The following is a 24,568-nucleotide window of genomic DNA, read 5'->3' as shown; positions in this document are numbered from 1 at the left end:
ATGAAAATTATCTTACTTATAAATTCTCTGTATACGGGAGGCGCTGAATTTTCTACACTTACATTTTATAGTTGGGTGAAAAGTTCTACAAACAATGAAGTAAAGATTGTATGTTTAAAAAAGGCGGACCCTGAGTATGATTTTAGGGAGTTTGGATTTGAGAGTATAACGTATTTAAACGAAGACTCTTTTTTATCCCAGTTGAAAAGCTTTAATCTGATCGTAGAGGAATTTAAGCCAGATATTGTTCATTCAGTTTTATTTGATAGTAACTTAGTTGCTAGAGTTAGCCGAATGTTCAAAAAGAAGTTTAAGCACATTGAAAGTTTAGTAAGTCAAACTTATTCTCCATATCGCCTAAAGGACCCCAATGTAAGCAGGTTGAAATTGGAATTATACAGATGTCTGGATTTTACTACACAAATCTTTGGAGTAGATCATTTTCATTCTAATGGTACTACAGTTGCAAAACATTATCAAAAAAAATTATTCATTGATTGTATCCGGATAACCAATATCCCCAGAGGTAGATATCCCAATTCGTTTTTAGGTGATAGGCATAATTTTAATCTCATAAAAGAAAAATTAAATGTTAAAAATAAAATTGTTCTTATTAATGTTGGAAGACATGAATATACCAAGGCTCAAACAATATTGTTGGAAGCTTTAAAAAACCTAGACGAAGATTTTATCCTCTTAATCGTAGGAAGAGAAGGGTATTCTACGCAAGAAATTAAGGAAAAGATTGAGCTTTATAATTTGAATGGCAAGGTGAAATTATTAGGACATAGAAATGATGTGCCAAAATTATTGGCTGCTTCAGACGTCTTTGTTTTTCCATCCAGATATGAAGGTTTATCAGGAGCTTTAATTGAGGCTGAAGCGGCTGGCCTACCTATTATTTGTTCTAATATTCCGAACAACTTAGAAGTTGTTGAAGAAAATAAAAATGCATTGGTATTTCCGGTGGATGATATCAAAACATTATCACAGCAGTTAAAGCAGCTGATTACCGATAGAAATCAAAGGGAAAAAATGGGGGAAAGAAGCCTTGAGATTTACAGAAATAAATTTGATATTGAAAAAGTCCATGAAAAAATGCTAACTATGATCGAAGATCTACTAAATAAATGATATTCCTCAGCATCACAACTAATTCTAATTTATGAGAGATTTATTAATAAAAGCCGTATTTCTGGATATAAAGAAATTTAAGTTAAGTGCTAAAGTTTACGGATACTATTCCTAAATCTAAGAAATTTAGAAGAATATGAAATTTTTTAATATTTGAAAACGGTGGGAATTTTCAATACTATGCCATTTTTAATTTTAGACAAAAATCGCCTAATATATAACTGATTATTTGAAATGAATACATTAATAGGAGAATCAGTTAGTTCAAATCCCTTTTTCTGACCAAAATCTTCTGCATTTAAGGAATAGGTTCTAACTGCAAATTTTCTGGTAGAATTTAATACATTTTCATGATGAACTACTTCACACCACAACCTCTGGTCCTCATAAATAATAACTGAGTTTGAGTTTTTCCAATCCTTATGCTGCCTATGAAAAACCGTTTTAAAGTTATCAACACTTTCGATAAGGCTTATATAAGGGTTAAAAATATTGTAAACATTCCTTATTTGGCTATAGGGTTCTCCAAGGGTAGCCTGATATCCAATTCTCAGGTCAATAACGGTTTTGTCTAATGGTTGGAATAAACATTGTATAGTTTTGATATAATTCTTATGAATAATATCATCATTATCTAATCGAGAAGTAATAATGTAATCATCTGAAGGTGTAATCTCTTTTTTGATTTCTTCTATTGAAGAATCTTTTAAAGATTCTATCCCATCTATAAATACAGGAAAGAAATTAGGATATTCCTTTGAAATCTGAATAGCTCTCCTTCTATATTCAGTAGGAGTATGGGTGTCAAAGAAAACTAGCCAAGTAAAGTTCTGCTGGGTCTGATTTACAACGGAAGGTAAACAATAAGTTTCAAACAGAAAAAACCTTTTTTTAAGCCAATCTTCAGTGAGTACAGGATTTCCGGTCTTTGAGGTCTGCCAGTGAGCCGCTCTTAGATTGAATCGGGTAATTAAAAAATGTTTCATTTTTTAAGGTATAAATGCTTCATCAAGTTTTGGAATTACTTTTTTAAATTATCTATTCTTGAAAGCTCTATAGTAATACCTGGAAATTTTTGGAAAAACTTTTAAATCAAGCCAGGAAAAAGAAGTTTTCATATTATATTCCTTAAGTAGTTGTTTTTGGCTCTTAGTGAGATTATAAGTTGTAATTGGCTTGAAATTAGGCTTCGTAATCTCTTTGCAATTATTAAGTAGGTTCGAATCGAAATTAACTCCTAGAAACTTAAATATCCTAGCCATTTCCTTTTTCGGGTTGGAAATTAATCGATCATATCGTAGGTCTATAATATCCAGGTCATATTTTTTTCTTGCATCTTTCACCCAGTTTTCATGCATCTCCCATTTTTCCATGATTTGCTCTGGGCTCATATTTTTCCATATAAAACCACCCGTTCCATTTGCAAACTTCATGGAACTTCTTACAACTTCGAAAGGATGCCTTACAAGATGGATGAACTTTGCATTAGGAAAGTTTTTAATAATAAACGGCATCATAGTAGGATCGATATTTTGATATGGTTTTTGATCTCCGATGTACTTCAGACTTTTCTTATGTGAGGCTTTTTCAGAAAGAAATCCTTTCTCCATTAAATGTCTCTGATATTTTTCAAAATTCTCTCTCACCGAAGCATTTTTGTCCAAAATATGGCCTGCGATCTCCAAAGATTGGTTCATACCTGCCGGAGATCCGTAAGGGTAAGGTTCTATTTCCTTATTATTATGGTAATTATAAAGAATCCATACAATATCTGATTCGTTGGAAACAAAAACTTCATCATGAAGATTTAGCAAATGCATGAGATGAGTGGATCCACTTCTCTTATTTCCCACGATAAAGAGGCCGTTCATATTTTTAGATTTTTCGGATTAGGTAAATACTGGTTTAAAGTAACTTAATAACGGATTGCAAATATATTATTTTTTGCGAGGATGATCGGAGATTATAATTTAGTTAACATGCTCAAACGTGTTAGTGTTAATTTAATAATGGAAATTATCAATTTTTTATTGAATTAAAATAGATTTTAATTAGGTTACCAATTCTTATTGTAAGTATTTATTGGAATTATTTACTAAATTGTTTTATACATTAAGAAAGCCAAATTCCAAAAATATCTACGTTATATGATCGTAAAAGTTATTTTTGCTCAGAGAATATTCTTATTTCTGTTAGGGAAAAGGATATTCAGAAATATTATTAAATAAACAAGTATTGAAAATTCTCCAAATAATTCATAAACCTCAAAGCAGGGGCGCCGAGATATTCACCTGTCAGCTTTCTGGTCAGCTCACAAAAATTGGTCACAAAGTAAAAATAATATCTGTTTATGATGGTGAGGCTAATCTGCCCTGGCCTGATCCTATAGAGTCTTTGAGTGCTAATTCGAAAAGTAGATTTATTGATTTTAAGGCATGGAAAAAACTCGCCATTATAATAAAGAGTTTTAAACCTTGTTTAGTGCAGGTAAATGCTGGTGATAGCCTTAAGTATGCTGTGCTCTCCAAAAATGTTTTTAAATGGACACAGCCTATCGTAGTTAGAAATGCTAGCGAGGTAGGAAGATATCTTAATTCCAGGATTCAAAAAAGTATAAACGTCTTATTCTACAAAAGCATTTCTAAAGTGATTTCTGTTTCTCATGCCTCTAAGAAGGATTTGCTGGAGCATTTTCCTTTTTTAAGAGGTAAGATAGAAGTTATTCAGGTTGGACTAGAAAACGCTAAGATAAAGGTAAAAGTTTTAGAACCAACTGGAATTAAACATATCCTTCATGTTGGAGGTTTTACTTTCGAAAAAAATCATGAAGGGTTGCTTCGGATATTTAAAAAAGTTCAGGAAAAGATGCCGAATGTTCATCTTCATTTGGTGGGGGATGGGCCTGAGAGGGTGAATATTGAAAGAAAAGTAGAAGAATTTAAACTGGAAGATCACATAACTTTTTATGGTTTCGTCAATGATCCTTTGTCTTACATTAATTCTGCAGATATTTTGGTATTGCCAAGTATAATTGAAGGACTTCCAGGTGTGATTCTTGAAGCTATGTATTGTAAAACTCCGGTAGTGGCTTATAATGTAGGAGGTGTATCTGAAGTTTTAAATGATGATACTGGAATCTTGATTTTAAAAAATGATGAATCATCTTTTGCAGGGTCGGTTCTTGATATTTTAATAAAAAATGATTTTAATAAGGTTGAAGAAGCATTTAATCTGGTACGAAACCATTATATGAATGACCAAATTGCGTTAAAATTCGTTAATTCCTATCAAAAGCTTGTTGAGCAATCTCAATAGCTTAATTTTACCGATTATTTTTGAATTCTAGCTTCAATCTACTGCATGAGGAAAATTAAAATCCTTCATATAATAAAATCGCTCGGTAGAGGAGGGGCAGAGATGTTACTTCCCGAAACCCTTTGCCTTCATTCTGAAAAGTTTGAATTTCATTATATATATTTCCTTCCGTGGAAGGATCAGATGGTTAATGAAATTAAAGCAAAAGGAGGGAAAGTTACTTGCTTTTCGGCAAAAAATAACGTTGAACTTATTCTGAAGCATTCCAAAGTTATCAAATATTGTAAGGATAATGATATTAGGTTAATTCATGCTCATTTACCCTGGTCTGGATTTTTGGCAAGGCTCATTTTTAAAAAGACGGCTATACCTGTTGTATATACTGAACATAATATACAGGAAAGATATCATATTGCAACAAAGAACCTGAACAAACTAAGTTTTAACTGGCAAAGTATGGCTTTGGGTGTTTCGAACGATGCTTCAGATTCTATAAAAAAGAATATTAATCCCAAAATCCCGGTTAGAACCTTATTGAATGGTGTTAATACTGAAAAATTTAAGAGAGATATACAAAAAGGTATCAATATTCGCGAAAAATATAATATTCCTGTCAATGCGATTGTAATTGGAAATATTGCTGTTTTTCGGGAACAGAAAAATCTTCCAGCCTGGTTGAAGGCTTTTAAATTAATTGTAGAGCAAAACCCTGATGTTTATGGTATTTTAGTAGGTGCAGGCCCCGAAGAGGATAAAATAAAAAGCCTGTCTCAACAGTATGGACTGGAATCTAGACTTGTTTTCCCGGGATTGCAAACTGATACTGTTTCTTTCTTTTCTGCAATGGATATTTTTATGATGAGTTCATCTTTTGAGGGTTTACCTGTTGCTTTACTGGAGGCAATGAGTATGGAGTGTGCAATAATCTCTACCTCTGCCGGGGGAGTAAAAGAAGCAGTGTTTGATGGTGAATCTGGAATGCTTTGTCAAATAAATAATCATAATAAGTTAGCTGAACATTGTCTTAAGTTAATTAATAACCGGGCCCTTCTAAATAATCTTAAAAAAGGTGCCAGATCCAGGGTTGTGGATAACTTTAGTATGAGAAATATGGTAAACGAATTAGAGTCGACCTACTTAAGTGTTCTAAAAAAATGATAATAAGAGAAGCCAATTCAAATGATATTCCTGAAATTGTTAAGGTGCTTAAAGCCAGCCTGGGAGTAGATGATCTGCCACTTTCTGAAAAAATCTGGAGCTTTAAGCATATCGTCAACCCGTTTGGAGCTTCTCTTGTGTTGGTAGCTGAAGAGGACAAAAGAATTGTTGGGGTTAGAGCCTTTATGAGGTGGGAGTGGAAAAAGAACAATAAAGTTTACAAAGCTTTAAGAGCTGTTGATACAGCTACTCTTCCAGAATATCAGGGGCGTGGTATTTTTAAGAAATTGACATTAAAGGCGGTAGAGGTAGCCAAAGTTCATGGAAATAATTTTATCTTTAATACTCCAAATGAACAAAGCAGGCCTGGTTACCTTAAAATGGGATGGAAAGTTGTTGGGAAAGTGAATGTTGCCTTAAAACCATCAATTTCATCTTTTTTTTCCTCTGTAAACAAAACCGATGATTATAAAATTAATATTCATTCTGAAGAAAGTATCAAAGAACTTTGTGATAAATGGAATGAGAAATGGGAGGGAGAAGACAAATTGTTTACCCCTAAAAGTAGGGAGTTTTTGGAATGGAGGTATGAAAAAAACCCTTTGCGCAAATATGATGTTCTAGCAACTGATGATTTCTATATTGCTTCGTATATCAAAAAAAGAAAAGCTATTAGGGAATTTAGGATCTCTGAGTGTATATATAGGAACGAAACGTTAGTACACTCTGATTTAAATAAGGTCTTAAAGAGACTGGCTCAAAGGCTGGGAGCTCATGTAATAAGTTTTGCACCGGAAATTCTTCCTTTAGATGGTTTGTTGATAAAGGGTGGCTATGGACCGATTCTTACAGTACGCGAATTAAACCTAATGGAGCCCGAATTTTCCTGTCTATTAGAAATAAGGAATTGGAATAACAGTATTGGCGACCTAGAATTATTTTAATTATGGTAGGAGTTATTCTTCTTATTATTCTGCTATTTGGATTGAACCAAACCATTTTTGGAGCTTATAAGAAGAAACATCCTTTTTTTGATACTAAGAAGATGAATCTGGTCTATTTGTATCATCTTCTTTTCTTTGGAGTTTATTCCTGGTATGCCTATAATAATCCTTCAGATTCGCATCGGTACTTTGATGATGTACAGGTTCATGATGGTTCTTGGTTAGATCTTTTTGGCACAGACACTAAATTTATTGATTTTATTGCCTATCCTTTCTACAAACTGGGCTTTTCATATGATATGTTAATGCTCCTTTTTGCCTGGTTCGGGTACTTAGGATTTTTGTATGGATATTTATTCTTTCGTGAGCAAATTCCTATAAAGGTTAAGGTATTTAAAAATATAGATCTTTTTACTCTGATCTTGTTCTTTCCCAATATGCATTTCTGGACGGCCTCTCTTGGAAAGGGAGCTCCTATATTTTTAGGGTTGATGATGTTTAGTTATGCTATTATTAATCCTAAGGGCCGTATTTTTCTTCTTATTTTTTCTTCTATCATCATTTTCTATATAAGACCTCATGTATTTATGTTTGTGGCAGTAGGAGCAGTTTTGGGCTATATGAGTGGGAAAGAAAAGGTTTCTTTCCGAAAGAAATTATTGGTATATATAACTCTTATTGGAGCATTAATCTTATTGCAAGATAAGATTCTGGCAGTAATGAATCTTCAGAACTCAGATAATTTGATTGAGGATTTTCAAGCGGCAGCCGAAAAGAATTCAGAAGATTTAAGTACTGCGGGTTCAGGGGTGGATATGTCTTCTTATCCCCTACCTTTAAAATTATTTACTTTTTGGTTCAGACCCCTGTTTTTCGATGCACCTAATATTTTGGGGCTTATTACCTCAGTCGAAAATTTTATTTATCTACTTCTTTTTTTCAAGATCCTGAAAAAAGATTTTATAAAATTTTTAAAAAGATCCCCTTCGTTTGTTAAAATGGGCTTAGTAATATTCCTTACTGGATCGCTGGCTATGACGTTTGTGATGTCTAATTTAGGTATTATTATGAGGCAAAAGACGATGGTGATGTATTACCTCTTCTTTGTGATATATTATTATCTGGCTGAAAAGAAATATAGGAAAATTATAAGAATCAGGAAAATTAGAAAAAGCCAGGAAGAAAATAGAAAATCTGAAGAATTAGTATTAGAATGAAAAATAATAATGGATATTTGATAATATCGTTAGACTTTGAACTGCTTTGGGGGGTATTTGATGTTATAGATTATTCTAGTAAAAAAAGATATTTCATAAATACAAGGCAGGTAATTCCTGAAATTCTAAAATCCTTTGAAGATAAAGGAATACATTCCACCTGGGCTACCGTAGGAATGCTATTTAATGAAAACTGGGATGAATGGAAAAGCAATATTCCTGAATCAATACCGGCTTATCATAATAGGGCACTTTCAGCTTATGATTTTGGTATGAATCATTATAATGACGGAATCGAGGAATTATGCTTCGCACCTGAATTGGTAAGACATATTTCTGAAATTCCAGGGCAGGAAATAGGTACACACACCTATTCTCATTATTACTGTATGGAACCTGGTCAGGACTTGGAAAATTTTAGAGCTGATATATCTAAAGCTGTGAGCCTTGCCAGTAAATTTAATATACAACTCAAATCCCTTGTTTTTCCAAGAAATCAGATTTCTGAAGATTACTTAGAGATTTGTAGGGACCTGGGAATTGTTAATGTAAGGTCTAATCCTTATTCATGGTACTGGGAAGATGTAAGATCAGATAGCATAGTTACAAGATTGGGGAGAACTGGTGATGCATATATTCCTTTAGGGGAAAAAACATACAGGTTAAATGAACTAAAAGACAAAAAGCCCATTGAGCAGATGGCAAGTAGATTTTTAAGACCTTCAGAAGAAACCGATCTTCTTCGAAGATTAAAGTTGAATAGAGTTAAACGGGAAATGGAAACAGCGGCAAAGAAGAATAAAATTTACCATTTATGGTGGCATCCACATAATTTTGGGGATCATCCAGAAAGAAGTATGAGAGATCTGAACGAAATTCTTTCACATTTTGTGAGTTTGCATAAGGATTATAATTTCCAGTCTCTTAATATGGCTGAATTAGGTGATATGATTCTTAAATAAAATTTAATTACAGTTACCTCCGTAAGTGTTTCTTTATATTTGCGGATTTTACATTAAATACCATTTATGTGCGGAATCAATGGAATAATTCAATTTAGACGGGAGAAGCGAACAGATCTTTCCAAACACCTTTCTAAAATGAATATGGAAATCTTTCATCGTGGACCCGATGAGGATGGATTCTTTATCCATGAAACAGAGGACTATCAGATAGGAATGGCAATGAGAAGGCTGTCGATCATAGATCTTAATACGGGGAAACAACCTATATATTCTGATGATGGTTCTGTATGCATAGTTTTCAATGGTGAAATATATAACTATAAGGTTTTAAAAAATAATCTTACCGAACAGGGGGTTAAATTCAGCACAACTTCAGATACTGAGGTGATACTTCGCTTATACGAAAGGTATGGAACGGATGCTTTTCCAAAGTTGGATGGAATGTTTGCCTTTAGTATATATGATTCGAATATAGAAAAGCTTTTCATCGCCAGAGATTTTTTTGGAGAAAAGCCTTTATATTATTTTCATAAGAAAGATAATTTTATTTGGGCCTCAGAATTAAAATCTATTACTAAAATTATTTCGGAAAAGCCCAGCATATCTGTGCATGGTCTCAATCTTTATTTTCGGCTAACTTATATCCCGGCTCCATTCACCATTTATGAAGATATAAATAAGCTTGAAGCGAATCATTATCTGGAAATAGACTGTAAAACTCATACTGTGAATGATCATGAGATCGTTCAGGAATTCAAAAATGAAGTCGATCCCAGCTTATCTTTTAAGGAAGCTGTAAAAAAAACTCATGAGCTGGTAAATAAAAGTGTTCTCTCCAGATCTATGGCAGATGTTCCATTGGGTACCTTTCTTTCCGGAGGCGTAGATTCTTCTATTGTTTCTTTGGCCTTGGCCAGGGAGAAAGGTGGCAAAATTGATACATTTTCAGTGGGTTTCGAAAAGAAATCTTTTGACGAGACTGACAAGTCGCGCACTGTAGCCAAACTTATAAATAGCAATCACCATGAATTTGTTATTTCGGTTAAAGATTTGAAACAGAATATCGATAATATTCTGCTGAATTTTGATGAACCTTTTGCTGATTCTTCTTCATTACCTACTTACCTGGTAGCACATAAGACCAGGCAAAACGTAAAAGTAGCCCTTACCGGGGACGGCGGAGATGAAGTTTTTGGCGGATATAATAAATACTATATAAGTAAACTGAATCAGCGATATTCTTCAGTGGTCCCAAGAGGTATGCATTATAGATTTAGAAGTCTTTCTAATTCTTTATTTTCCACAAAAGATGATAAAAGAGGTATCAGGTTTAAAATTAAGAGACTTCTCAATGCTATTAATTATGAAGGTGACTTTTATTACAATATCATATCACTGGCTTATCAAGAGGAAGAGATGAAAGCGTTGTTAAAACCATCTATGCAAAGTCCTGGAGTATTTAATTATTATAAAGATAGTGTAGGACATAAGGCCAACTCTCTTACCGATTTCAGAAATATTGATAAGATAATGAGCCTTGAAGGGGATATGCTAGTTAAGGTTGATAGGACCAGTATGTTAACATCGTTGGAAAGCAGGGCGCCATTTCTCAATAAAGAATTATGGAATTTCACTATGCAACTTCCTGAGGATTATTTAATGAAAGGATGGGATAAGAAGTATTTGCTTAAAGAATCCTTTAAACAATATTTTCCTAAGGGTTTTCTTGATAAATCTAAAAAAGGTTTTGGAGTTCCGGTAGGTGATTGGTTGAGAGATGATTTTTCTGCTGAATTGAAATCATATATCGAAAAAGACTTTCTGAATCAACAGAATATATTCAATGTTGAGGAAATTACCAGTCTAGTCAAAAACCATCTGTCAGGAAAAATAGATAATACCTTTAGGGTCTGGACTTTTTACTGTTTTCAAAAATGGTATAAAAATACTTACCTCCCTCAGACCTGATGTTATTTTAAACTCTACCGTTATATTTCTGAAGGGGATGAAAACTGCTTTAAATTTCTTCCTTTTAGTAGGAAGATTGACTTTTTGAGGTGGATTTTAGAAAGTTAAGACCTACAAATAGAATCGTTTTAACACGTAATTTCTTTCATATAAAAAATTAATTATCAGTAAATTATATCAAATGTATACCTCTAATCGTTTTAATCTTTATTAAATCGAAAAGGTAGGATTTTTCTTAGTCCAAGATCCTTCATTTAGTACCTTTCCTATTATTAACTTTATTGATTTGAATATGAGAAAGATATGTCTACTATTGGCGATCTTGGGGGCTTTTTCATGCTCTACAGAGCGGGATGAATTGGGTTTAAGTAATGAACAGATCCTGGAAGCGAATGCACATGTTGAGGTTGAAGGTTGTGAAACGATAACTTATGATTTTGGCGATGCAGGAATTATTGAAGTGACAAATAATAATGTGGGAATATTATTTGTAACGATTATGGCAAATGAAGGTTTCGATCTTGATAAAACAAGAGTACATGTAGTTAATCAGGAAAATGGCTTTCCTACCGTTGGTCAGGGAAATTTACCACCTTCAAGAATGGAATGGGTAAAAAGCTTTGATTCGGGAGTTGACCATTATACCTTCGAAATTGATCTTGCCGATTATGATCAAAACTTATCTATAGCTTCTTTTTCCACATTTAGAGGTGAGGAAGGATCTAATTCTTACTGGGCTGGAGATATAGATATAAAATATGGTAGTTGGTCCTATTTTAATTATGAAATAACTGGTTGTGAACCTTTAGATGATTGTATTATTAGTGCAGGTGAGGGGAGAACAGGTTATAAAACACAGTCTGAAGTTGAAGCTGCACCGGATCACCAAACTGTTCTTGATTGGTATCGTGCCTTATTTGATGAAGGTGTCTCTTATAGGGGTTCGTTTAATCCAACTATTAATTATTTGGTAAATCATTATAATGGACCCGGAGAATATTCAACAATTTACACTGTGGGGGATGGTGATTGTACCGATTCAGCTGAATTTACTATAATAGTTATTCCGGATTAATTTCTTAATTTAAAATAATAATATAGCCCTTAAATTTTAAGGGCTATATTATTATTTTAAATATAAAGATTTTATGGCCATGGAGATTTTAAGGCGCTTTAGGTAGTAGTAAGTCAACATTTTTCGGTACATCAGCATTTGACTATTATGATAATTGCTCAATTCCAAATATTTTTTTTTCTTATAAAACGCTGAAAGCTTTTCAAAAAATAATATTTTAAGCATGAAATTTTGGGCTTTATTTTTATTAGTCCATGTACCTCCTTCATGAACTCTGTAATAGGATGGTCTTATACTTTTTAAATATTTCCCACCTCCGTAACCCCCAAGAATACTAAACCAGAACGAATCTATATTAAAAACTTCGAGAATTTCTTCAGGAATATCTCTGTGAATATTCCTAAAACATATTGTATTTGTTAAAGGATAAACCTGACATTTTTGTAATTCTTGACTAGAAATATCCTTATTTATGGGTTTCATAAGTTTTATTGCATCTTTTTTATTTGACGATATAATATTGTAGTCATGAAAGCACAATATATAAGAAGGATTGTTTTCTAAAAAATTGACCTGATTATAAAGTTTTTGGGGATCATCCCAGTAATCATCTCCATCGCACAAAGCTATATATTTACCTTTTGCCTGAATTAAGTTATAGAATATATTGAAATTTCCCGTAACGAAATTATCAACTTTTATTTTATTACCGGCATGATGTAAAAAAAGCCTTATATGATTGGGGTGTTTTTCAGCTAAAGAAATGCATTTTTCCCTGGTTCCATCCGAAGAAAGATCTTCTCCAAGTATTATTTCATATTCAAAGTCAGTTTTTTGATTTAAAATACTATGAACACATTTATCGATAAAATCCACATGTTCAAAAGTTTGGATTAAAATAGAGACTTTTGGGAAGCTCGATACCTGATTCGGATATTCTTTAACTTTAATTTTTTCGAATTTTTTTAAGAAGTCTGAAAAATGCATTAATTAATTATGAAGAAATTTAGTTTGTTTTTTTAAAAGATTATAAATATTTATCGCTGATATCTTCAGATGTTAGTTTTCTTTTAATGGATTTTGCAGCAGTAAAAACTTCACAGTCGTTTGTGTTGTGAGATATAATACAACCCATTCCAATTATATTATTATTCCCAATTGAAATATTTGATTTAACAGTGGAGTTAATTCCTAGAAAAGAATTATTTCCAATAATAACATTTGCTCCTATGGATGTTAGGCTTAACAGAACATTTCGACCTATTTTTGAATGGTGACCAATTTTTGCTCCTATTAAAATTGTATTGTCATCTATACTAACAAAAGGTTGAATAGCGGTATCTTCTGATATAAAAGTATTTTCTCCAACTTTTAAGTTGTCAAAAACAGTTGCTTTAGTGGAAATATAACTCGCAAATTTATATCCTTTAGATTTGATTTTCCCATAAATTCTTTCTCTAACTCGATCATTTCCAACCGCAACAAACATTTCATATTGATTTGGTGGGCATGATTCTGATATTTTTTCTAATGGTATTAAGGGAATTTTATTTGGATTATTATTATTTTTAGTAATAAAATTTTTTTCAACACAAAATGCTTCTACATGATAATCGCTATCTGAATTAAAAAGAAAAGCGATGTATTCAGCAAATTTGCCTATACCATAAATTATTAACTTCTTATTTTTCATCTTTAATCCTTTAAATAACATAAGACCTAAAGACAAATATAGTATAATACTTCTGTAAAAGGTTAAATCAATTAATGGCTTACTAAGCTCAAAGTGTAGAAGTGGTCCACACTTATTTTGAATGTTCTACAAATATATTATTTCTGGTATTGATCTTTGAAATAGGCCTAACTCTTTGATTCCGCTGCTGTACAGCAATATTTCTATTAAAGATACTTTGGTTGAATTATATAATTCAAATATGGTGGGGATATTGATTTAAGGCGTGTCGAATTAGAGATAATAAATATGTTTAACGGAGAAATTTTAAATATTGTTGACGCCCTTTTAATAGTAAGACTTTTATTTAGTCTGAACCAGGTTATTTTCGGAAAGCTGGAGAATGAACATAAATTTTTCTCAAGGAAGCTTATGAACAGGCTTTTTGTATATCACATTTTCTTTGGAATTGTATATTATATCTATGCTTTATATAATCCTTCAGATTCAAGGAGGTATTATGAAATACCTCTTAATTCAAAAAAGACTTGGTTTGAATATTTTGGAACGGAAACAACTTTCATTGATTTTGTATCCTATCCTTTCATTCATGGACTTGGCTTCAGTTATGAAATGATGATGTTACTGTTTACCTGGATTGGTTTCTGGGGATTTGTATTTGGGTTTTTATTCTTTAAGGAGAATATCCCTCAAAAGGTAAAAGTTTTCAAAAGAATAGACTTATTAAGCCTTATCTTATTTTTTCCCAATATGCATTTTTGGTCAGCTTCGCTGGGTAAAGGAGCTCCAATCTTTTTTGGACTTATGTTATTCGCTTATTCAATTGGAAAAATAAAAGAACGGAAACTGGGTTTAATTATTTCTTCTTTACTTGTATTTGCCATTAGACCACATATGTTCTTGCTATTATGTATTGGAGGGCTTTACGGACTTTATTTTGGAAAAAACCTTATTACAAGGAAGAATAAGATAATTGGGGGAATTACAATATTAGTGGGGTTAATCATTTTACATGAACAAATTTTGGGGGTGGTCAATTTGAATGGTTCTTCTAATTTAATCGAAGATTTTCTTTCCTTTACCTCACAAAGGTCAGAAGATTTAAGTACGGCTACCTCGGGAGTCAACATGGCTGGTTATAGCCTTCCGGAACGGATCTTCACCTTCTGGTTCAGACCTTTATTTCTCGATGCCCCTGGATTTTTAGGGATAATTGTTTCAATTGAGAACCTGATATATTTACTACTTTTTGGAAAATTGTTTAGACTCAATTTTTTTAAATTCTGGAAGAATGCACCTTCACATGTGAAGTCCTGTTTAATGATTTTTGTGCTTACTTCTTTGGCAATGACCTTTATAATGTCCAATTTAGGGATCATGATTCGTCAAAAAACTATGATCATGTATTTTATGTTTTTTGTGATATACTACTTCCTGGCCTACGAGAAGTCAGAGGCTTTAAAGTTAAAGCTGGAAAGAATTGGGATGCCTGGAAACCAGCTTTCGTATAGTTCTAATTAATTTTATTATAAACTCCTCCATAGTTGCTCAAATTTAAAAACAATAGATTTGTAGCATAAATATCTTTAATTAGTGCAAAAACTTGTTCGAATAACTACCGTTCCCCTTTCCCTGGAAAAATTACTGGAAGGTCAGCTAAGCTTTATGAATAAACATTATGAAGTTATAGCTGTATCTGCAGAAAAAACCAGACTTGAAAAATATGGTCGAAATAATGGGGTGCGTACTTTTTGGGTAGAAATGACAAGGGCTATTACCCCTTTAAAGGATCTGCAGAGTTTATGGAGATTGTACGTTTTCCTCAGAGAGGAAAAACCTTTAATCGTTCATACACATACTCCTAAAGCTGGTATAATTGGAATGCTGGCGGCTAAGCTGGCTGGAGTCCCCATAAGATTGCATACAGTGGCTGGCTTACCATTATTGGAGACATATGGGTTTAAACGTAAACTTCTGGATGTAGTTGAAAAACTCACATATAGTATGGCCACCCGTGTATATCCTAATTCCTTCGAATTAAAGGAACTAATACTTCAACTTGGGTATGCCACCGAAAGTAAATTGAAGGTGCTTGGAGAAGGAAGTTCTAATGGGATTGATACCGCTTATTTTGATCCGGGCCTTTATAAAAAGGACGGTTCAGCAACAAGAGAAAAACTTGGTATTTCTAAGGAAGACTTTATTTTTATTTTTATTGGGCGACTGGTTAAGGAAAAAGGTATAAATGAGCTGGTAAGAGCTTTTATAAATTTGGAGAATGCCCATCCAAATATTTCTCTATTACTTGTAGGTCCGTTTGAGCAGGATCTGGATCCACTGGATGATGAAGTGTTTGACTTCATTCATTCTCATCAAAAGATAATTACAACAGGTTATCAGAAAGATGTAAGACCTTTTTTTGCTATTGCTAATGTACTGGCCTTTCCCAGTTATAGGGAAGGTTTTCCGAATGTTGTGATGCAGGCCAATGCAATGAATCTTCCGGCAATAGTGACCAATATCAATGGGTGTAACGAGATTGTAAGAGAAGGTGAAAACGGAATTATTATACCTGTTAAGGATCAAAACGCACTTGAAAGAGTAATGGAAAGAATGCTAACTGAACCTGAATTATGTTCGCTTTTAGCTCAAAACGCCCGTAAATTGATTCAAAAGAAATACGAAAGAAAGGCATTTTGGGAAATTCTGTTAAAAGAATACAAAGATTTAGAAGCCTTTCATAAACATGATTAAATTCGCCGCACGATATGAGTGCATGTTCTTTTATAACAGTTAAGGATGTATAGAAAAACCATAAAACCAGTAATGGACTTCCTGGTCGCTTTTATTAGCCTTGTGGTTATAAGTCCTTTATTGATTTTGGTAATTATATTGTTGAGCCTTGCTAATAGAGGTAAACCTTTCTTTTTTCAGAAAAGACCGGGTAAACATGGTAAAAATTTTAAAATAATTAAATTTAGGACCATGACCGATGCCAGGGATGTAGAGGGCAATCTATTGCCCGATGCTTCCAGATTGACAGGTATTGGGAAACTGGTGAGGAAAACCTCTATAGATGAACTTCCTCAGCTAATTAACGTGGTTAAAGGAGACATGAGCATTATAGGACCACGGCCTTTATTGCCTGAATATTTAGAACTTTACACTGAAAGACAGAAGAAGCGTCACAATGTAAAACCGGGAATTACCGGCTGGGCCCAGGTTAATGGTCGAAATGCAATAAGCTGGACTCAAAAATTTGAGTATGATGTCTGGTATGTGGAAAATATATCCTTCTTGCTGGATATGAAGATACTTTTCAAAACGATAAAAAAGGTATTGGTTTCTGAAGGCATCAATACTAAGAATATGGCAACAACCGAACCATTTAACGGAAGTAATTAATGATCATATACGGTGCAAGCGGTCATGCTAAAGTAATAGTAGATATTATAAAATCTATGGATAGCTATTCCGTGGATTTTGTTCTGGATGATGACCCAGAAGTAAAAGAACTTGTAGGCTTTGAAGTAAAGCATCAGCTAACTGACGAAATGAAGGATCAAAAGTTAGTGCTCGCTATCGGAAACAATCAAACTAGGTATAAACTGGCCAGTAAACTTCAGCAGAGCTATTGTTCAGCTTTAATACACAAATCGGCCGTAATTTCTGAGGACATAGATATCAGGGAAGGCAGTGTGGTAATGGCTAATGCCGTTATAAACTCTTCGACGGTAATTGGTAAACATTGTATTATCAATTCGGGAGCAATAGTTGAACATGATGTTAAGTTGGAGGATTTCGTTCATATTTCCCCAAATGCCACAGTCACTGGTAATGTAGTAATAGGAGAAGGCTCACAGATAGGAGCCGGTGCAACTGTCATTCCTGGTGTTCAAATCGGGAAATGGGTTACCGTTGGAGCTGGTGCAATTGTAATTGAAGATATTCCGGATTTTGCTGTAGTGGTAGGGAACCCCGCGAAAATCATTAAATTCAACAGAATTGAAAATGAATAAGGAGAAAATATGGCTTTCTTCCCCACATATGGGAGGTGAGGAATTAAAATACGTTAATGGTGCATTCGAAGATAACTGGATTGCGCCACTGGGTCCAAATGTAACTGGTTTTGAAAATGACATTAAGGAGTATCTCACTCAAAATGGCTCTTCAGATATTGAGGTGGCAGCTTTAAGTTCCGGAACTGCTGCTCTTCATTTGGCCTTAATTCTGTTAGGTGTTAAAAGGGGAGATGAAGTAATTTGTCAGAGTATGACATTTGCAGCGTCTGCAAACCCAATAATGTATTTAGGGGCAATCCCAATTTTTGTGGACAGTGAGGAAGATACACTGAATATTTGTCCGCACCAATTGGAAATTGCCATTAAAGAAAGGATTTCTAAAGGCAATAAACCAAAAGCAATTATAGCGGTGCATCTTTATGGAATGCCTTACCAGGTAGAAGAGATCAATAAAATTTCCAGGAAATATGGAATTCCGGTAATTGAGGATAGTGCCGAGGCATTGGGTAGTAAATATAAGAATGTTCATTGTGGTACTTTGGGAGATTACTCCATTCTATCTTTCAACGGAAATAAGATAATTACCACCTCTGGAGGCGGGGCTTTGATCACAAAGGATATCCAGGCTAAAAGGAAGGCTATTTTTCTTGCCACTCAGGCAAGGGATGATGCACCTCATTACCAGCATAGTGAAGTAGGGTATAATTATAGATTAAGTAATATTTGTGCCGGAATAGGACGCGGTCAAATGCAGGTTTTGGATAAAAGAGTAGAGGCCAGGCGGGATATGTTTCAATTTTATGTAAATTTATTCCGTAAGATTGAGGGAGTCAGAGTTTTTGAAGAACCATCGGTTGATTATTTTAGCAATCATTGGTTAACGGTCATAGAAGTTGATGAATTAAAAACCGATGGAATAGGCCGTGAAGAACTCAGGAAGTGTTTAGGGACTGAAAATATTGAAAGTCGCCCTCTTTGGAAACCAATGCATATGCAGCCAGTTTTTAAAGATTATCCATATTACGGCACGGGAATTGCCGAAAAGATGTTCAGGAATGGTTTATGTTTGCCTAGCGGATCGAATTTAACTGATAATGACAGGCTTAGGATCGAAAAGGCAATCTTAAATTGTTTGACAAAATAGAATTAAATTATGGGTAAAATTAACAGAGCCCTGAATAATATACTTTCTGGTCCCGACAATGCATTAGATATTAGAAATATTAAATATCTTCCGCGCTGGGCAGTGCTATTAATTGATATTGGTCTTGTAAGCGTTTCTACGGTGCTCACCATCCTTATCTTACTAGATTTAGCTCCAAATTCCTATACATTATTAAGTTATTTCGATAAAACGATTTTAATTGTAGCTGTTAATATATTTTTTTTCTATATTTTTAAGACCTATGCAGGGATAATTCGTTATTCCTCGAATATTGATGCCTTAAAATTATTGCTGGCTACTATCAGTTCATTTATATGTTTACTGGCCATTAATTATATTACATATTTTTCAATTGGAGAAAAGATCTTTCTTGTTGGGGGATTATTAATTAATCTGTGGATATCCTTCTCACTTTTATTTTTATTCAGGCTTGGTGTTAAACAGGTGTATGAATATTTTAAAGTATTACAAAAGAATGAATCTCTGATAAAAGCTGTTATTTTAGGAATAGATGAAAATGCTATTTCCATTGCAGGGGCCTTGGATATTGAGCATCCCAAACGATTTAAAATTGTTGGTTTTTTAACACAGGGAGCTCATAAGAGTTTAAGGATTTTGGATAAGCCCGTTTTACGGCATACTCAAAAGATACATGAAGAAGTAAGATCCCTGGGAGCTGATGCTATTATTTTTTCTGAAAATACTTTTACCTCAGAAGAAAAATTTCAATTAGTTGAGGAATGTTTAGAACATAAAATAGCTGTTTATAATGCTCCATTAGTTTCATCCTGGGATGAAAGCCAACCAATAGCTCAGAAAATTAAGACCTTACAAATTGAAGATTTATTAGAGAGGGAGCCTATTCAACTGGAGGTACAGAATAAAATAGAGCAGTTAACGGGTAAAACAATTCTGGTTACGGGAGCTGCAGGTTCAATAGGTAGTGAAATTGTAAGACAGGTAGCTGAATACGATCCAAAAAAATTGGTCATTCTCGATCAGGCAGAGACTCCTTTACACAATTTGCAAATAGAGATAGAATCTAAATTCCCCGATCTTAATTTTAAGGTAATAGTATGTGATGTTGGGAATCAAAAGAGGCTCGAACTAATGTTCCAAAATCAAAATATTGATGTTGTCTACCATGCTGCAGCATATAAGCACGTGCCGCTAATGGAAAGCAATCCTCATGAAGCTATATCGGTAAATATTCACGGGACTAAGAATCTTGCAGATCTTGCCGTAAAATACCAGGTGGGGCATTTTGTAATGGTTTCCACAGATAAGGCGGTCAACCCAAGTAATGTGATGGGAGCCTCCAAAAGAGCGGCTGAGATGTATGTTCAGTCACTTTACCACGAACAAATTAAACTTGGGACCGGTGGCACTAAATTTATTACCACTCGATTCGGAAATGTGTTAGGTTCTAACGGTTCTGTTGTACCATTATTTAAAAAACAAATAGAGAAAGGAGGTCCGGTAACTATAACCCATCCCGATATTATAAGATATTTTATGACCATTCCTGAAGCCTGTCAACTTGTTTTAGAAGCTGGTGCTATGGGAAAAGGGGGAGAGATATTTGTATTTGATATGGGAGAACCTGTGAAAATTATGGATTTGGCCATTAAAATGATTAAACTTGCCGGGTACCAACCAAATAAACATATTAAGGTGAGAATTACAGGCCTAAGGCCAGGAGAAAAATTATATGAGGAATTACTTAATGATGAATGTAAAACTTTGCCAACTCACCATAAGAAAATAATGATAGGTCAGGATGTGGTGCGCGATTACGAAATGATAAATGAAAAGATAGTTAAGATCATCAAATCTGCCAATAAACTCAGGAATGATAAGGTGGTAGCAAAATTGAAAGATTTAATTCCGGAATTTAAAAGTAATAACTCCCTTTACGAACGATTAGATAATACTCCGGAACTTGAAAGATAATAAGCTAAAAATTATGAGGGAAATCTTAATTCTGCTTTCGTGCAGTATTTTTTTTATTAGCTGCGCAACAAAAGATGAGATAGTATATTTTGAAAATGTAAAGAGTTTAGAAGGAAAGGAGAATCTTCTTAATTATGAACCAATTATTGAACCTAACGATGTACTTAGCGTTAGAGTATCTTCATCATCTATAAATGAAGAGATAGTTAAGCCATTTCAAATGAGAAATGAGAACCAGCAAGGAAATTCTGGCGGAGGTAATCAGAGTGCTTCCTTATCAGGATACCTTGTAAGTCCAGATGGGACTATTCAATTTCCTGTTTTAGGTGAAATAAAAGTAAAGGGGCTTACAAGAACTCAAATACAGGAAAAATTGGAGTCAGAAATAAAAGCCTATGTTAATGATCCGATTGTTGATGTCAGACTGATGAATTTCAGTGTCACTGTACTTGGTGAAGTTAATAGTCCGGGCAGGGTTCAGATCTCTGATGGTAGAGTAAGTATGCCCGAATTGATAGCTATGGTTGGGGACATATCATATGATGGGAAAAGGGAAAATATTACGATTATACGAGAGAAAAATGGAGTGAAAAGTGTTGGAACTATTGATATGACTGAAACTGATTTATTTTATAGTCCCTATTTTTATTTGAAACAAAATGATATTGTATATGTGGAACCTAGCTACAGGGCTATTAAATCTGCTGGATTTTTTACCAGCTATCAGGGTATAATTTCCCTTGGTACAACAATAATAAGTCTATATTTGCTTATAAATAGCCTCTAATTTATGGAAGAGATCACAGATTTTTCTGAGGAAAAAAATGAATCCAATTTTGATCTAAAGGCGGAGATTTATAAATATCTCATATACTGGAAATGGTTTCTGTTAAGTTGTTTAACTGGTATCATACTAGCGTATTTATTTAACCGGTATACTATTCCTAAATACAGGACTGAATCCACAATGATTATTGTGAACGATCAGGAAAAGAATGCAATGAGTGCCTTACCATCAGGAGGTGCTGCCATTTTATCTCTCGAAAGTGATGGTATCCAGAATCATATTGAAAAATTAAAATCAAAACAGTTAGTTGAAAGTGTAGTTGATGAGTTAAACTTAAATGTTTCTTATTATATAGAAGGAAATGTAATAACGGTAGAGGCCTATAAAACCAGTCCTATCCTTATAGAATTTATTACCAACGATTCTATAGTAAATAATCTTAACGCGAATATCTTTGTAACACCAGTTTCGGATACCGCATTCCGATTAGAAGAGGAAAGTTTAAATTATTCTCAAGTGCATGAGATTGGTGAGGTTATTGAACTGAATGGATTAAAATTTACCATTTTGCCAAGATCAGGAGGAGAAGAAGGAAGTTTTAAACGCACTAGTACTGTTCATATTAAATTACTTCCAACACGTGAAGTAGCTACCAATTTTATCCAAGATTTAATAATAGTTCAAAAAGGACAGGCAAAGGATATTCTTTCATTAAGTATTGTAAATCATTCCAGTAACAAGTCCGAAGACTTTCTAAATAAACTAATGGAAAGATTTAATGAAGAGGGGGTAGATGATAAACAGGAAGTTGCAGAAAACACAACTAATTTTATTCAGGATAGGTTGGAGATGATCACTACAGAATTAGATTCGGTTGAAGTAGGAATAGCTGAATTTAAAAAAAAGAATCGATTAATGACTGTAGAATCTGGGGCTTCGGAATTTCAAAGTAAATTTTCAGAGGCTGAGCAACAAATATTCGATCTTGAAACACAACTGGAACTTATTAAATCTATTGAAGATCTTCTAAAGCAACAAGGAGAATATGATTTTCTTCCGGAAGTAGGAATAGAAGATTCTGGTATTGCTGGACTTATTAGTTCTTATAATTCTATTGTAATGGAACGTAATATGTACCTTAAAGGTTCCACTCTCAAGAATCCGATAGTTGAAAATTTGTCTCAACAATTAGATAGTTTAAGGAAGAATCTTTTTGATAATATTCAGAGTACACGTAGGGCCATTAATGTTAAACTAAGAGAATTAAATCAAAGAGAAAATATTGCTCAAAATCATTTCAGTAATTTTCCAGGATTAGAAAAAGGAATGCGTAATATAGAACGCCAACAACAAATTAAAGAGCAACTATATTTATTTTTGCTTCAAAGGAGAGAGGAAGCGGCTATCTCTTTTGCTGCGACTGCTTCAGTAGCAAGGGTTATCGATTCAGCGTTTACCCTTAATGAGCCTGTTGATCCCAAACCGTGGCTAATATTATTAGGAGGGTTTATTATTGGACTAATTCTTCCAATATTAATAATTTTTGTTAAAAATCTCCTTGACACCAAGGTCCACCATAAGGGAGACTTGGATTCTCTGATCGAGATAGTGCCTTTTATTGGTGAGATTCCAAGAATAGGTGTAGAACAACATGATATTATACACTTGAACGATAGGTCGCCTTTGGCAGAATCATTCAGAATATTAAGAACCAACTTAGCATATCTTATTCAAAATAAAAACAAAAATATTGGTGATGTTATTTTTGTTACTTCCACTATTAAGGGAGAAGGGAAAACCTTTATTTCATATAATTTATCCCGTACGTTGGCGAGTACGAATAAAAAAGTTTTGTTGATAGGAGCAGATATTCGAAACCCTAAATTACATCGCTATACGCCAAATACAGAAGGTGCGAAGGAAAAGGGACTTTCAGATTATTTGTATGATTATGATGTTACTACCAGCAACATAATCTCAAAAACTAATGATGATAGTATCGCTGTAGATGTAATACTTTCAGGACCAATACCTCCTAATCCTGCCGAACTTCTTATGAACGATAGGATGGAACAGCTTATTGATAGTTCTAGGAGTAGCTATGACTACATTATAGTGGATACCGCTCCAACTATGATAGTGACAGACACACTACTAATAAGTCAGTTGGCGGATTATACCCTCTATGTAACACGGGCTGACTTTACTGAGAAAAATCTTCTGGAGTTTCCGAAGGATCTAAAGAAACAGGGCAAACTAAAGGGGCTTGCAGTTATTCTCAATGATGTGGATTATTCTAAGTTCTCCTATGGAGCTCAGTATGGTTATTCCTATGGCTATGGCTATGGCTATGGTGTAGATAAAGAAAGTCGCTGGAAAAGATTAAAAAGGAGGCTTTTCAGTTAATAGTTTAAATTTTCAGTAGAGAATAGTTTCTTATTGTTATCTGCTAATTCCTTGACCTGATCATGGTATTTTTTAGGTATTCTGATCTTTCTGATCTTGTCAATATGCTCAATTCGATGTACATCACTGCAAATAAAATCTAGTAAATCTTCTTCCAGTAATTGAAATGCAGTTTTTTTTATGGATTCCCCATAATGACCAGACAGGGATAACATATTCAATTGAAAACTACATCCCCTTGATTTCAGGTCCCTGAATTTTTCAAGGGATCTGGATTGTAGGTAGGCATATCTCTCCGGATGTGCCAAGATGGGTGAGAAGGAATTGTTTTGTAGTTTGAACAATATTTCATTCAAGTTAAGAGGTGGCTGAAAATAAGACATCTCTACGAGGACATTTCTATCTGAAACCGTAAGGATATTTTTTTTTTCGATAATCTCAACAAAATGCTGATCCATCATATACTCAGCTGCAGCTTTAATTTTAAAATGAGGTTGTAGCTCATCTTTTACTTCATTAAGTGCTGTATGAATACTTTGTGGCGTATTCGGGTAATATTCTCCTATCACATGTGGAGTAGCTACAAATTTAGTGATCCCAATTTCTTCGAACGCGTTTATAAGCTGCAGGGATTCTGATACTGTCTTTGCTCCATCGTCTATACCCGGTAATATATGATTATGAAAATCGGTTAATCCATCTAATAGATCGATTAAGTAGGTTCTTTTTTGAAATATTGAAAGCATTAAATCTATTTTACGCTTCA

The 24,568-nt window shown here is 33.8% G+C and carries 21 protein-coding genes; 16 read left to right on the top strand and 5 right to left on the bottom strand.

Annotation, left to right across the window (positions count from 1 at the left end):
- Positions 1–1,134: a glycosyltransferase family 4 protein gene (locus tag NE848_RS13910; protein WP_252114655.1), complete on the top strand. Its 1,134-nt coding sequence runs from the start codon at positions 1–3 to the stop codon at positions 1,132–1,134.
- Positions 1,135–1,280: 146 nt separating this feature from the next.
- Here the strand turns inward: NE848_RS13910 and NE848_RS13905 are convergent, their stop codons facing one another.
- Complete coding sequence (locus NE848_RS13905) at positions 1,281–2,120, bottom strand: glycosyltransferase (RefSeq protein ID WP_252114653.1); 840 nt, start codon at positions 2,118–2,120, stop codon at positions 1,281–1,283.
- A 48-nt stretch (positions 2,121–2,168) separates the two neighbouring features.
- Positions 2,169–3,005, bottom strand: coding sequence for a sulfotransferase family protein (locus NE848_RS13900; protein WP_252114651.1), 837 nt, complete (start codon positions 3,003–3,005; stop codon positions 2,169–2,171).
- Positions 3,006–3,369: 364 nt separating this feature from the next.
- Between NE848_RS13900 and NE848_RS13895 the strand changes: the two genes are divergently transcribed.
- The 7 genes from NE848_RS13895 to NE848_RS13865 all read left to right on the top strand — a co-directional run bounded on the left by NE848_RS13895 (position 3,370) and on the right by NE848_RS13865 (position 11,776).
- Entirely contained in the window at positions 3,370–4,449 is a 1,080-nt protein-coding gene (locus NE848_RS13895; protein ID WP_252114649.1) for a glycosyltransferase, read from the top strand.
- Positions 4,450–4,494: 45 nt separating this feature from the next.
- The gene (locus NE848_RS13890; protein ID WP_252114647.1) at positions 4,495–5,607 is read left to right on the top strand and encodes a glycosyltransferase; all 1,113 of its coding nucleotides are present in this window, start codon (positions 4,495–4,497) and stop codon (positions 5,605–5,607) included.
- Positions 5,604–6,551, top strand: coding sequence for a GNAT family N-acetyltransferase (locus NE848_RS13885; RefSeq protein WP_252114645.1), 948 nt, complete (start codon positions 5,604–5,606; stop codon positions 6,549–6,551). The genes NE848_RS13890 and NE848_RS13885 overlap by 4 nt, the downstream gene beginning before the upstream one ends.
- A gap of 2 nt (positions 6,552–6,553) precedes the next feature.
- On the top strand, positions 6,554–7,768 hold the full coding sequence (locus NE848_RS13880; protein ID WP_252114643.1) for a hypothetical protein: 1,215 nt from the start codon (positions 6,554–6,556) through the stop codon (positions 7,766–7,768).
- On the top strand, positions 7,765–8,730 hold the full coding sequence (locus NE848_RS13875; protein ID WP_252114640.1) for a polysaccharide deacetylase family protein: 966 nt from the start codon (positions 7,765–7,767) through the stop codon (positions 8,728–8,730). The genes NE848_RS13880 and NE848_RS13875 overlap by 4 nt, the downstream gene beginning before the upstream one ends.
- A 66-nt stretch (positions 8,731–8,796) precedes the next feature.
- Positions 8,797–10,701, top strand: coding sequence for an asparagine synthase (glutamine-hydrolyzing) (gene asnB, locus NE848_RS13870; RefSeq protein WP_252114638.1), 1,905 nt, complete (start codon positions 8,797–8,799; stop codon positions 10,699–10,701).
- A gap of 292 nt (positions 10,702–10,993) precedes the next feature.
- Entirely contained in the window at positions 10,994–11,776 is a 783-nt protein-coding gene (locus NE848_RS13865; protein ID WP_252114636.1) for a hypothetical protein, read from the top strand.
- A gap of 51 nt (positions 11,777–11,827) precedes the next feature.
- Here the strand turns inward: NE848_RS13865 and NE848_RS13860 are convergent, their stop codons facing one another.
- The gene (locus tag NE848_RS13860; protein WP_252114634.1) at positions 11,828–12,763 is read right to left on the bottom strand and encodes a glycosyltransferase family 2 protein; all 936 of its coding nucleotides are present in this window, start codon (positions 12,761–12,763) and stop codon (positions 11,828–11,830) included.
- 40 nt (positions 12,764–12,803) lie between these two features.
- The gene (locus NE848_RS13855) at positions 12,804–13,469 is read right to left on the bottom strand and encodes a PglD-related sugar-binding protein (RefSeq protein ID WP_252114632.1); all 666 of its coding nucleotides are present in this window, start codon (positions 13,467–13,469) and stop codon (positions 12,804–12,806) included.
- 288 nt (positions 13,470–13,757) lie between these two features.
- Here NE848_RS13855 and NE848_RS13850 point away from each other — a divergent pair, with 288 nt between their 5' ends.
- The 8 genes from NE848_RS13850 (at position 13,758) to NE848_RS13815 (ending at position 23,802) form a co-directional block, all read left to right on the top strand.
- Positions 13,758–14,990, top strand: coding sequence for a hypothetical protein (locus NE848_RS13850; protein WP_252114630.1), 1,233 nt, complete (start codon positions 13,758–13,760; stop codon positions 14,988–14,990).
- Between the two features lie 72 nt (positions 14,991–15,062).
- A complete protein-coding gene (locus tag NE848_RS13845) occupies positions 15,063–16,223 on the top strand; it encodes a glycosyltransferase family 4 protein (protein ID WP_252114628.1) in 1,161 nt (386 codons plus the stop codon).
- Between the two features lie 45 nt (positions 16,224–16,268).
- Positions 16,269–16,874, top strand: a complete 606-nt coding sequence (locus tag NE848_RS13840; protein ID WP_252114626.1) for a sugar transferase — start codon at positions 16,269–16,271, stop codon at positions 16,872–16,874.
- The gene (locus tag NE848_RS13835; protein WP_252114624.1) at positions 16,874–17,488 is read left to right on the top strand and encodes an acetyltransferase; all 615 of its coding nucleotides are present in this window, start codon (positions 16,874–16,876) and stop codon (positions 17,486–17,488) included. Before NE848_RS13840 ends, NE848_RS13835 begins: the two co-directional genes overlap by 1 nt.
- Positions 17,481–18,635, top strand: coding sequence for a DegT/DnrJ/EryC1/StrS family aminotransferase (locus NE848_RS13830; RefSeq protein ID WP_252114623.1), 1,155 nt, complete (start codon positions 17,481–17,483; stop codon positions 18,633–18,635). The genes NE848_RS13835 and NE848_RS13830 overlap by 8 nt, the downstream gene beginning before the upstream one ends.
- Positions 18,636–18,644: 9 nt before the next feature.
- A complete protein-coding gene (locus NE848_RS13825; protein ID WP_252114621.1) occupies positions 18,645–20,609 on the top strand; it encodes a polysaccharide biosynthesis protein in 1,965 nt (654 codons plus the stop codon).
- Positions 20,599–21,396, top strand: a complete 798-nt coding sequence (locus tag NE848_RS13820; protein ID WP_252114619.1) for a polysaccharide biosynthesis/export family protein — start codon at positions 20,599–20,601, stop codon at positions 21,394–21,396. The genes NE848_RS13825 and NE848_RS13820 overlap by 11 nt, the downstream gene beginning before the upstream one ends.
- Before the next feature lie 3 nt (positions 21,397–21,399).
- On the top strand, positions 21,400–23,802 hold the full coding sequence (locus NE848_RS13815) for a GumC family protein (protein ID WP_252114617.1): 2,403 nt from the start codon (positions 21,400–21,402) through the stop codon (positions 23,800–23,802).
- Here NE848_RS13815 and NE848_RS13810 read toward each other — a convergent pair.
- Complete coding sequence (locus NE848_RS13810) at positions 23,799–24,548, bottom strand: tyrosine-protein phosphatase (protein WP_252114615.1); 750 nt, start codon at positions 24,546–24,548, stop codon at positions 23,799–23,801. The two genes, NE848_RS13815 and NE848_RS13810, sit on opposite strands and share 4 nt — an antisense overlap.
- Between the last annotated feature and the right edge of the window lie 20 nt (positions 24,549–24,568).

The sequence above is a fragment of the Gramella jeungdoensis genome (genome assembly GCF_023805255.1).
GTDB classification, from domain to species: domain Bacteria; phylum Bacteroidota; class Bacteroidia; order Flavobacteriales; family Flavobacteriaceae; genus Christiangramia; species Christiangramia jeungdoensis.
Note: the sequence above shows the minus strand (reverse complement) of the source record. Positions and strands in the feature narration are given on the sequence as shown.

What these genes read in the sequence shown, in the direction of transcription:
- NE848_RS13910 (WP_252114655.1), top strand. Translation starts at nt 1, where the DNA reads ATGAAAATTATCTTACTTATAAATTCTCTGTATACGGGAGGCGCTGAA.
- NE848_RS13905 (WP_252114653.1), bottom strand. Translation starts at nt 2,120, where the DNA reads ATGAAACATTTTTTAATTACCCGATTCAATCTAAGAGCGGCTCACTGG.
- NE848_RS13900 (WP_252114651.1), bottom strand. Translation starts at nt 3,005, where the DNA reads ATGAACGGCCTCTTTATCGTGGGAAATAAGAGAAGTGGATCCACTCAT.
- NE848_RS13890 (WP_252114647.1), top strand. Translation starts at nt 4,495, where the DNA reads ATGAGGAAAATTAAAATCCTTCATATAATAAAATCGCTCGGTAGAGGA.
- NE848_RS13885 (WP_252114645.1), top strand. Translation starts at nt 5,604, where the DNA reads ATGATAATAAGAGAAGCCAATTCAAATGATATTCCTGAAATTGTTAAG.
- NE848_RS13880 (WP_252114643.1), top strand. Translation starts at nt 6,554, where the DNA reads ATGGTAGGAGTTATTCTTCTTATTATTCTGCTATTTGGATTGAACCAA.
- NE848_RS13875 (WP_252114640.1), top strand. Translation starts at nt 7,765, where the DNA reads ATGAAAAATAATAATGGATATTTGATAATATCGTTAGACTTTGAACTG.
- asnB (WP_252114638.1), top strand. Translation starts at nt 8,797, where the DNA reads ATGTGCGGAATCAATGGAATAATTCAATTTAGACGGGAGAAGCGAACA.
- NE848_RS13865 (WP_252114636.1), top strand. Translation starts at nt 10,994, where the DNA reads ATGAGAAAGATATGTCTACTATTGGCGATCTTGGGGGCTTTTTCATGC.
- NE848_RS13860 (WP_252114634.1), bottom strand. Translation starts at nt 12,763, where the DNA reads ATGCATTTTTCAGACTTCTTAAAAAAATTCGAAAAAATTAAAGTTAAA.
- NE848_RS13855 (WP_252114632.1), bottom strand. Translation starts at nt 13,469, where the DNA reads ATGAAAAATAAGAAGTTAATAATTTATGGTATAGGCAAATTTGCTGAA.
- NE848_RS13850 (WP_252114630.1), top strand. Translation starts at nt 13,758, where the DNA reads ATGTTTAACGGAGAAATTTTAAATATTGTTGACGCCCTTTTAATAGTA.
- NE848_RS13840 (WP_252114626.1), top strand. Translation starts at nt 16,269, where the DNA reads ATGTATAGAAAAACCATAAAACCAGTAATGGACTTCCTGGTCGCTTTT.
- NE848_RS13835 (WP_252114624.1), top strand. Translation starts at nt 16,874, where the DNA reads ATGATCATATACGGTGCAAGCGGTCATGCTAAAGTAATAGTAGATATT.
- NE848_RS13830 (WP_252114623.1), top strand. Translation starts at nt 17,481, where the DNA reads ATGAATAAGGAGAAAATATGGCTTTCTTCCCCACATATGGGAGGTGAG.
- NE848_RS13825 (WP_252114621.1), top strand. Translation starts at nt 18,645, where the DNA reads ATGGGTAAAATTAACAGAGCCCTGAATAATATACTTTCTGGTCCCGAC.
- NE848_RS13815 (WP_252114617.1), top strand. Translation starts at nt 21,400, where the DNA reads ATGGAAGAGATCACAGATTTTTCTGAGGAAAAAAATGAATCCAATTTT.
- NE848_RS13810 (WP_252114615.1), bottom strand. Translation starts at nt 24,548, where the DNA reads ATGCTTTCAATATTTCAAAAAAGAACCTACTTAATCGATCTATTAGAT.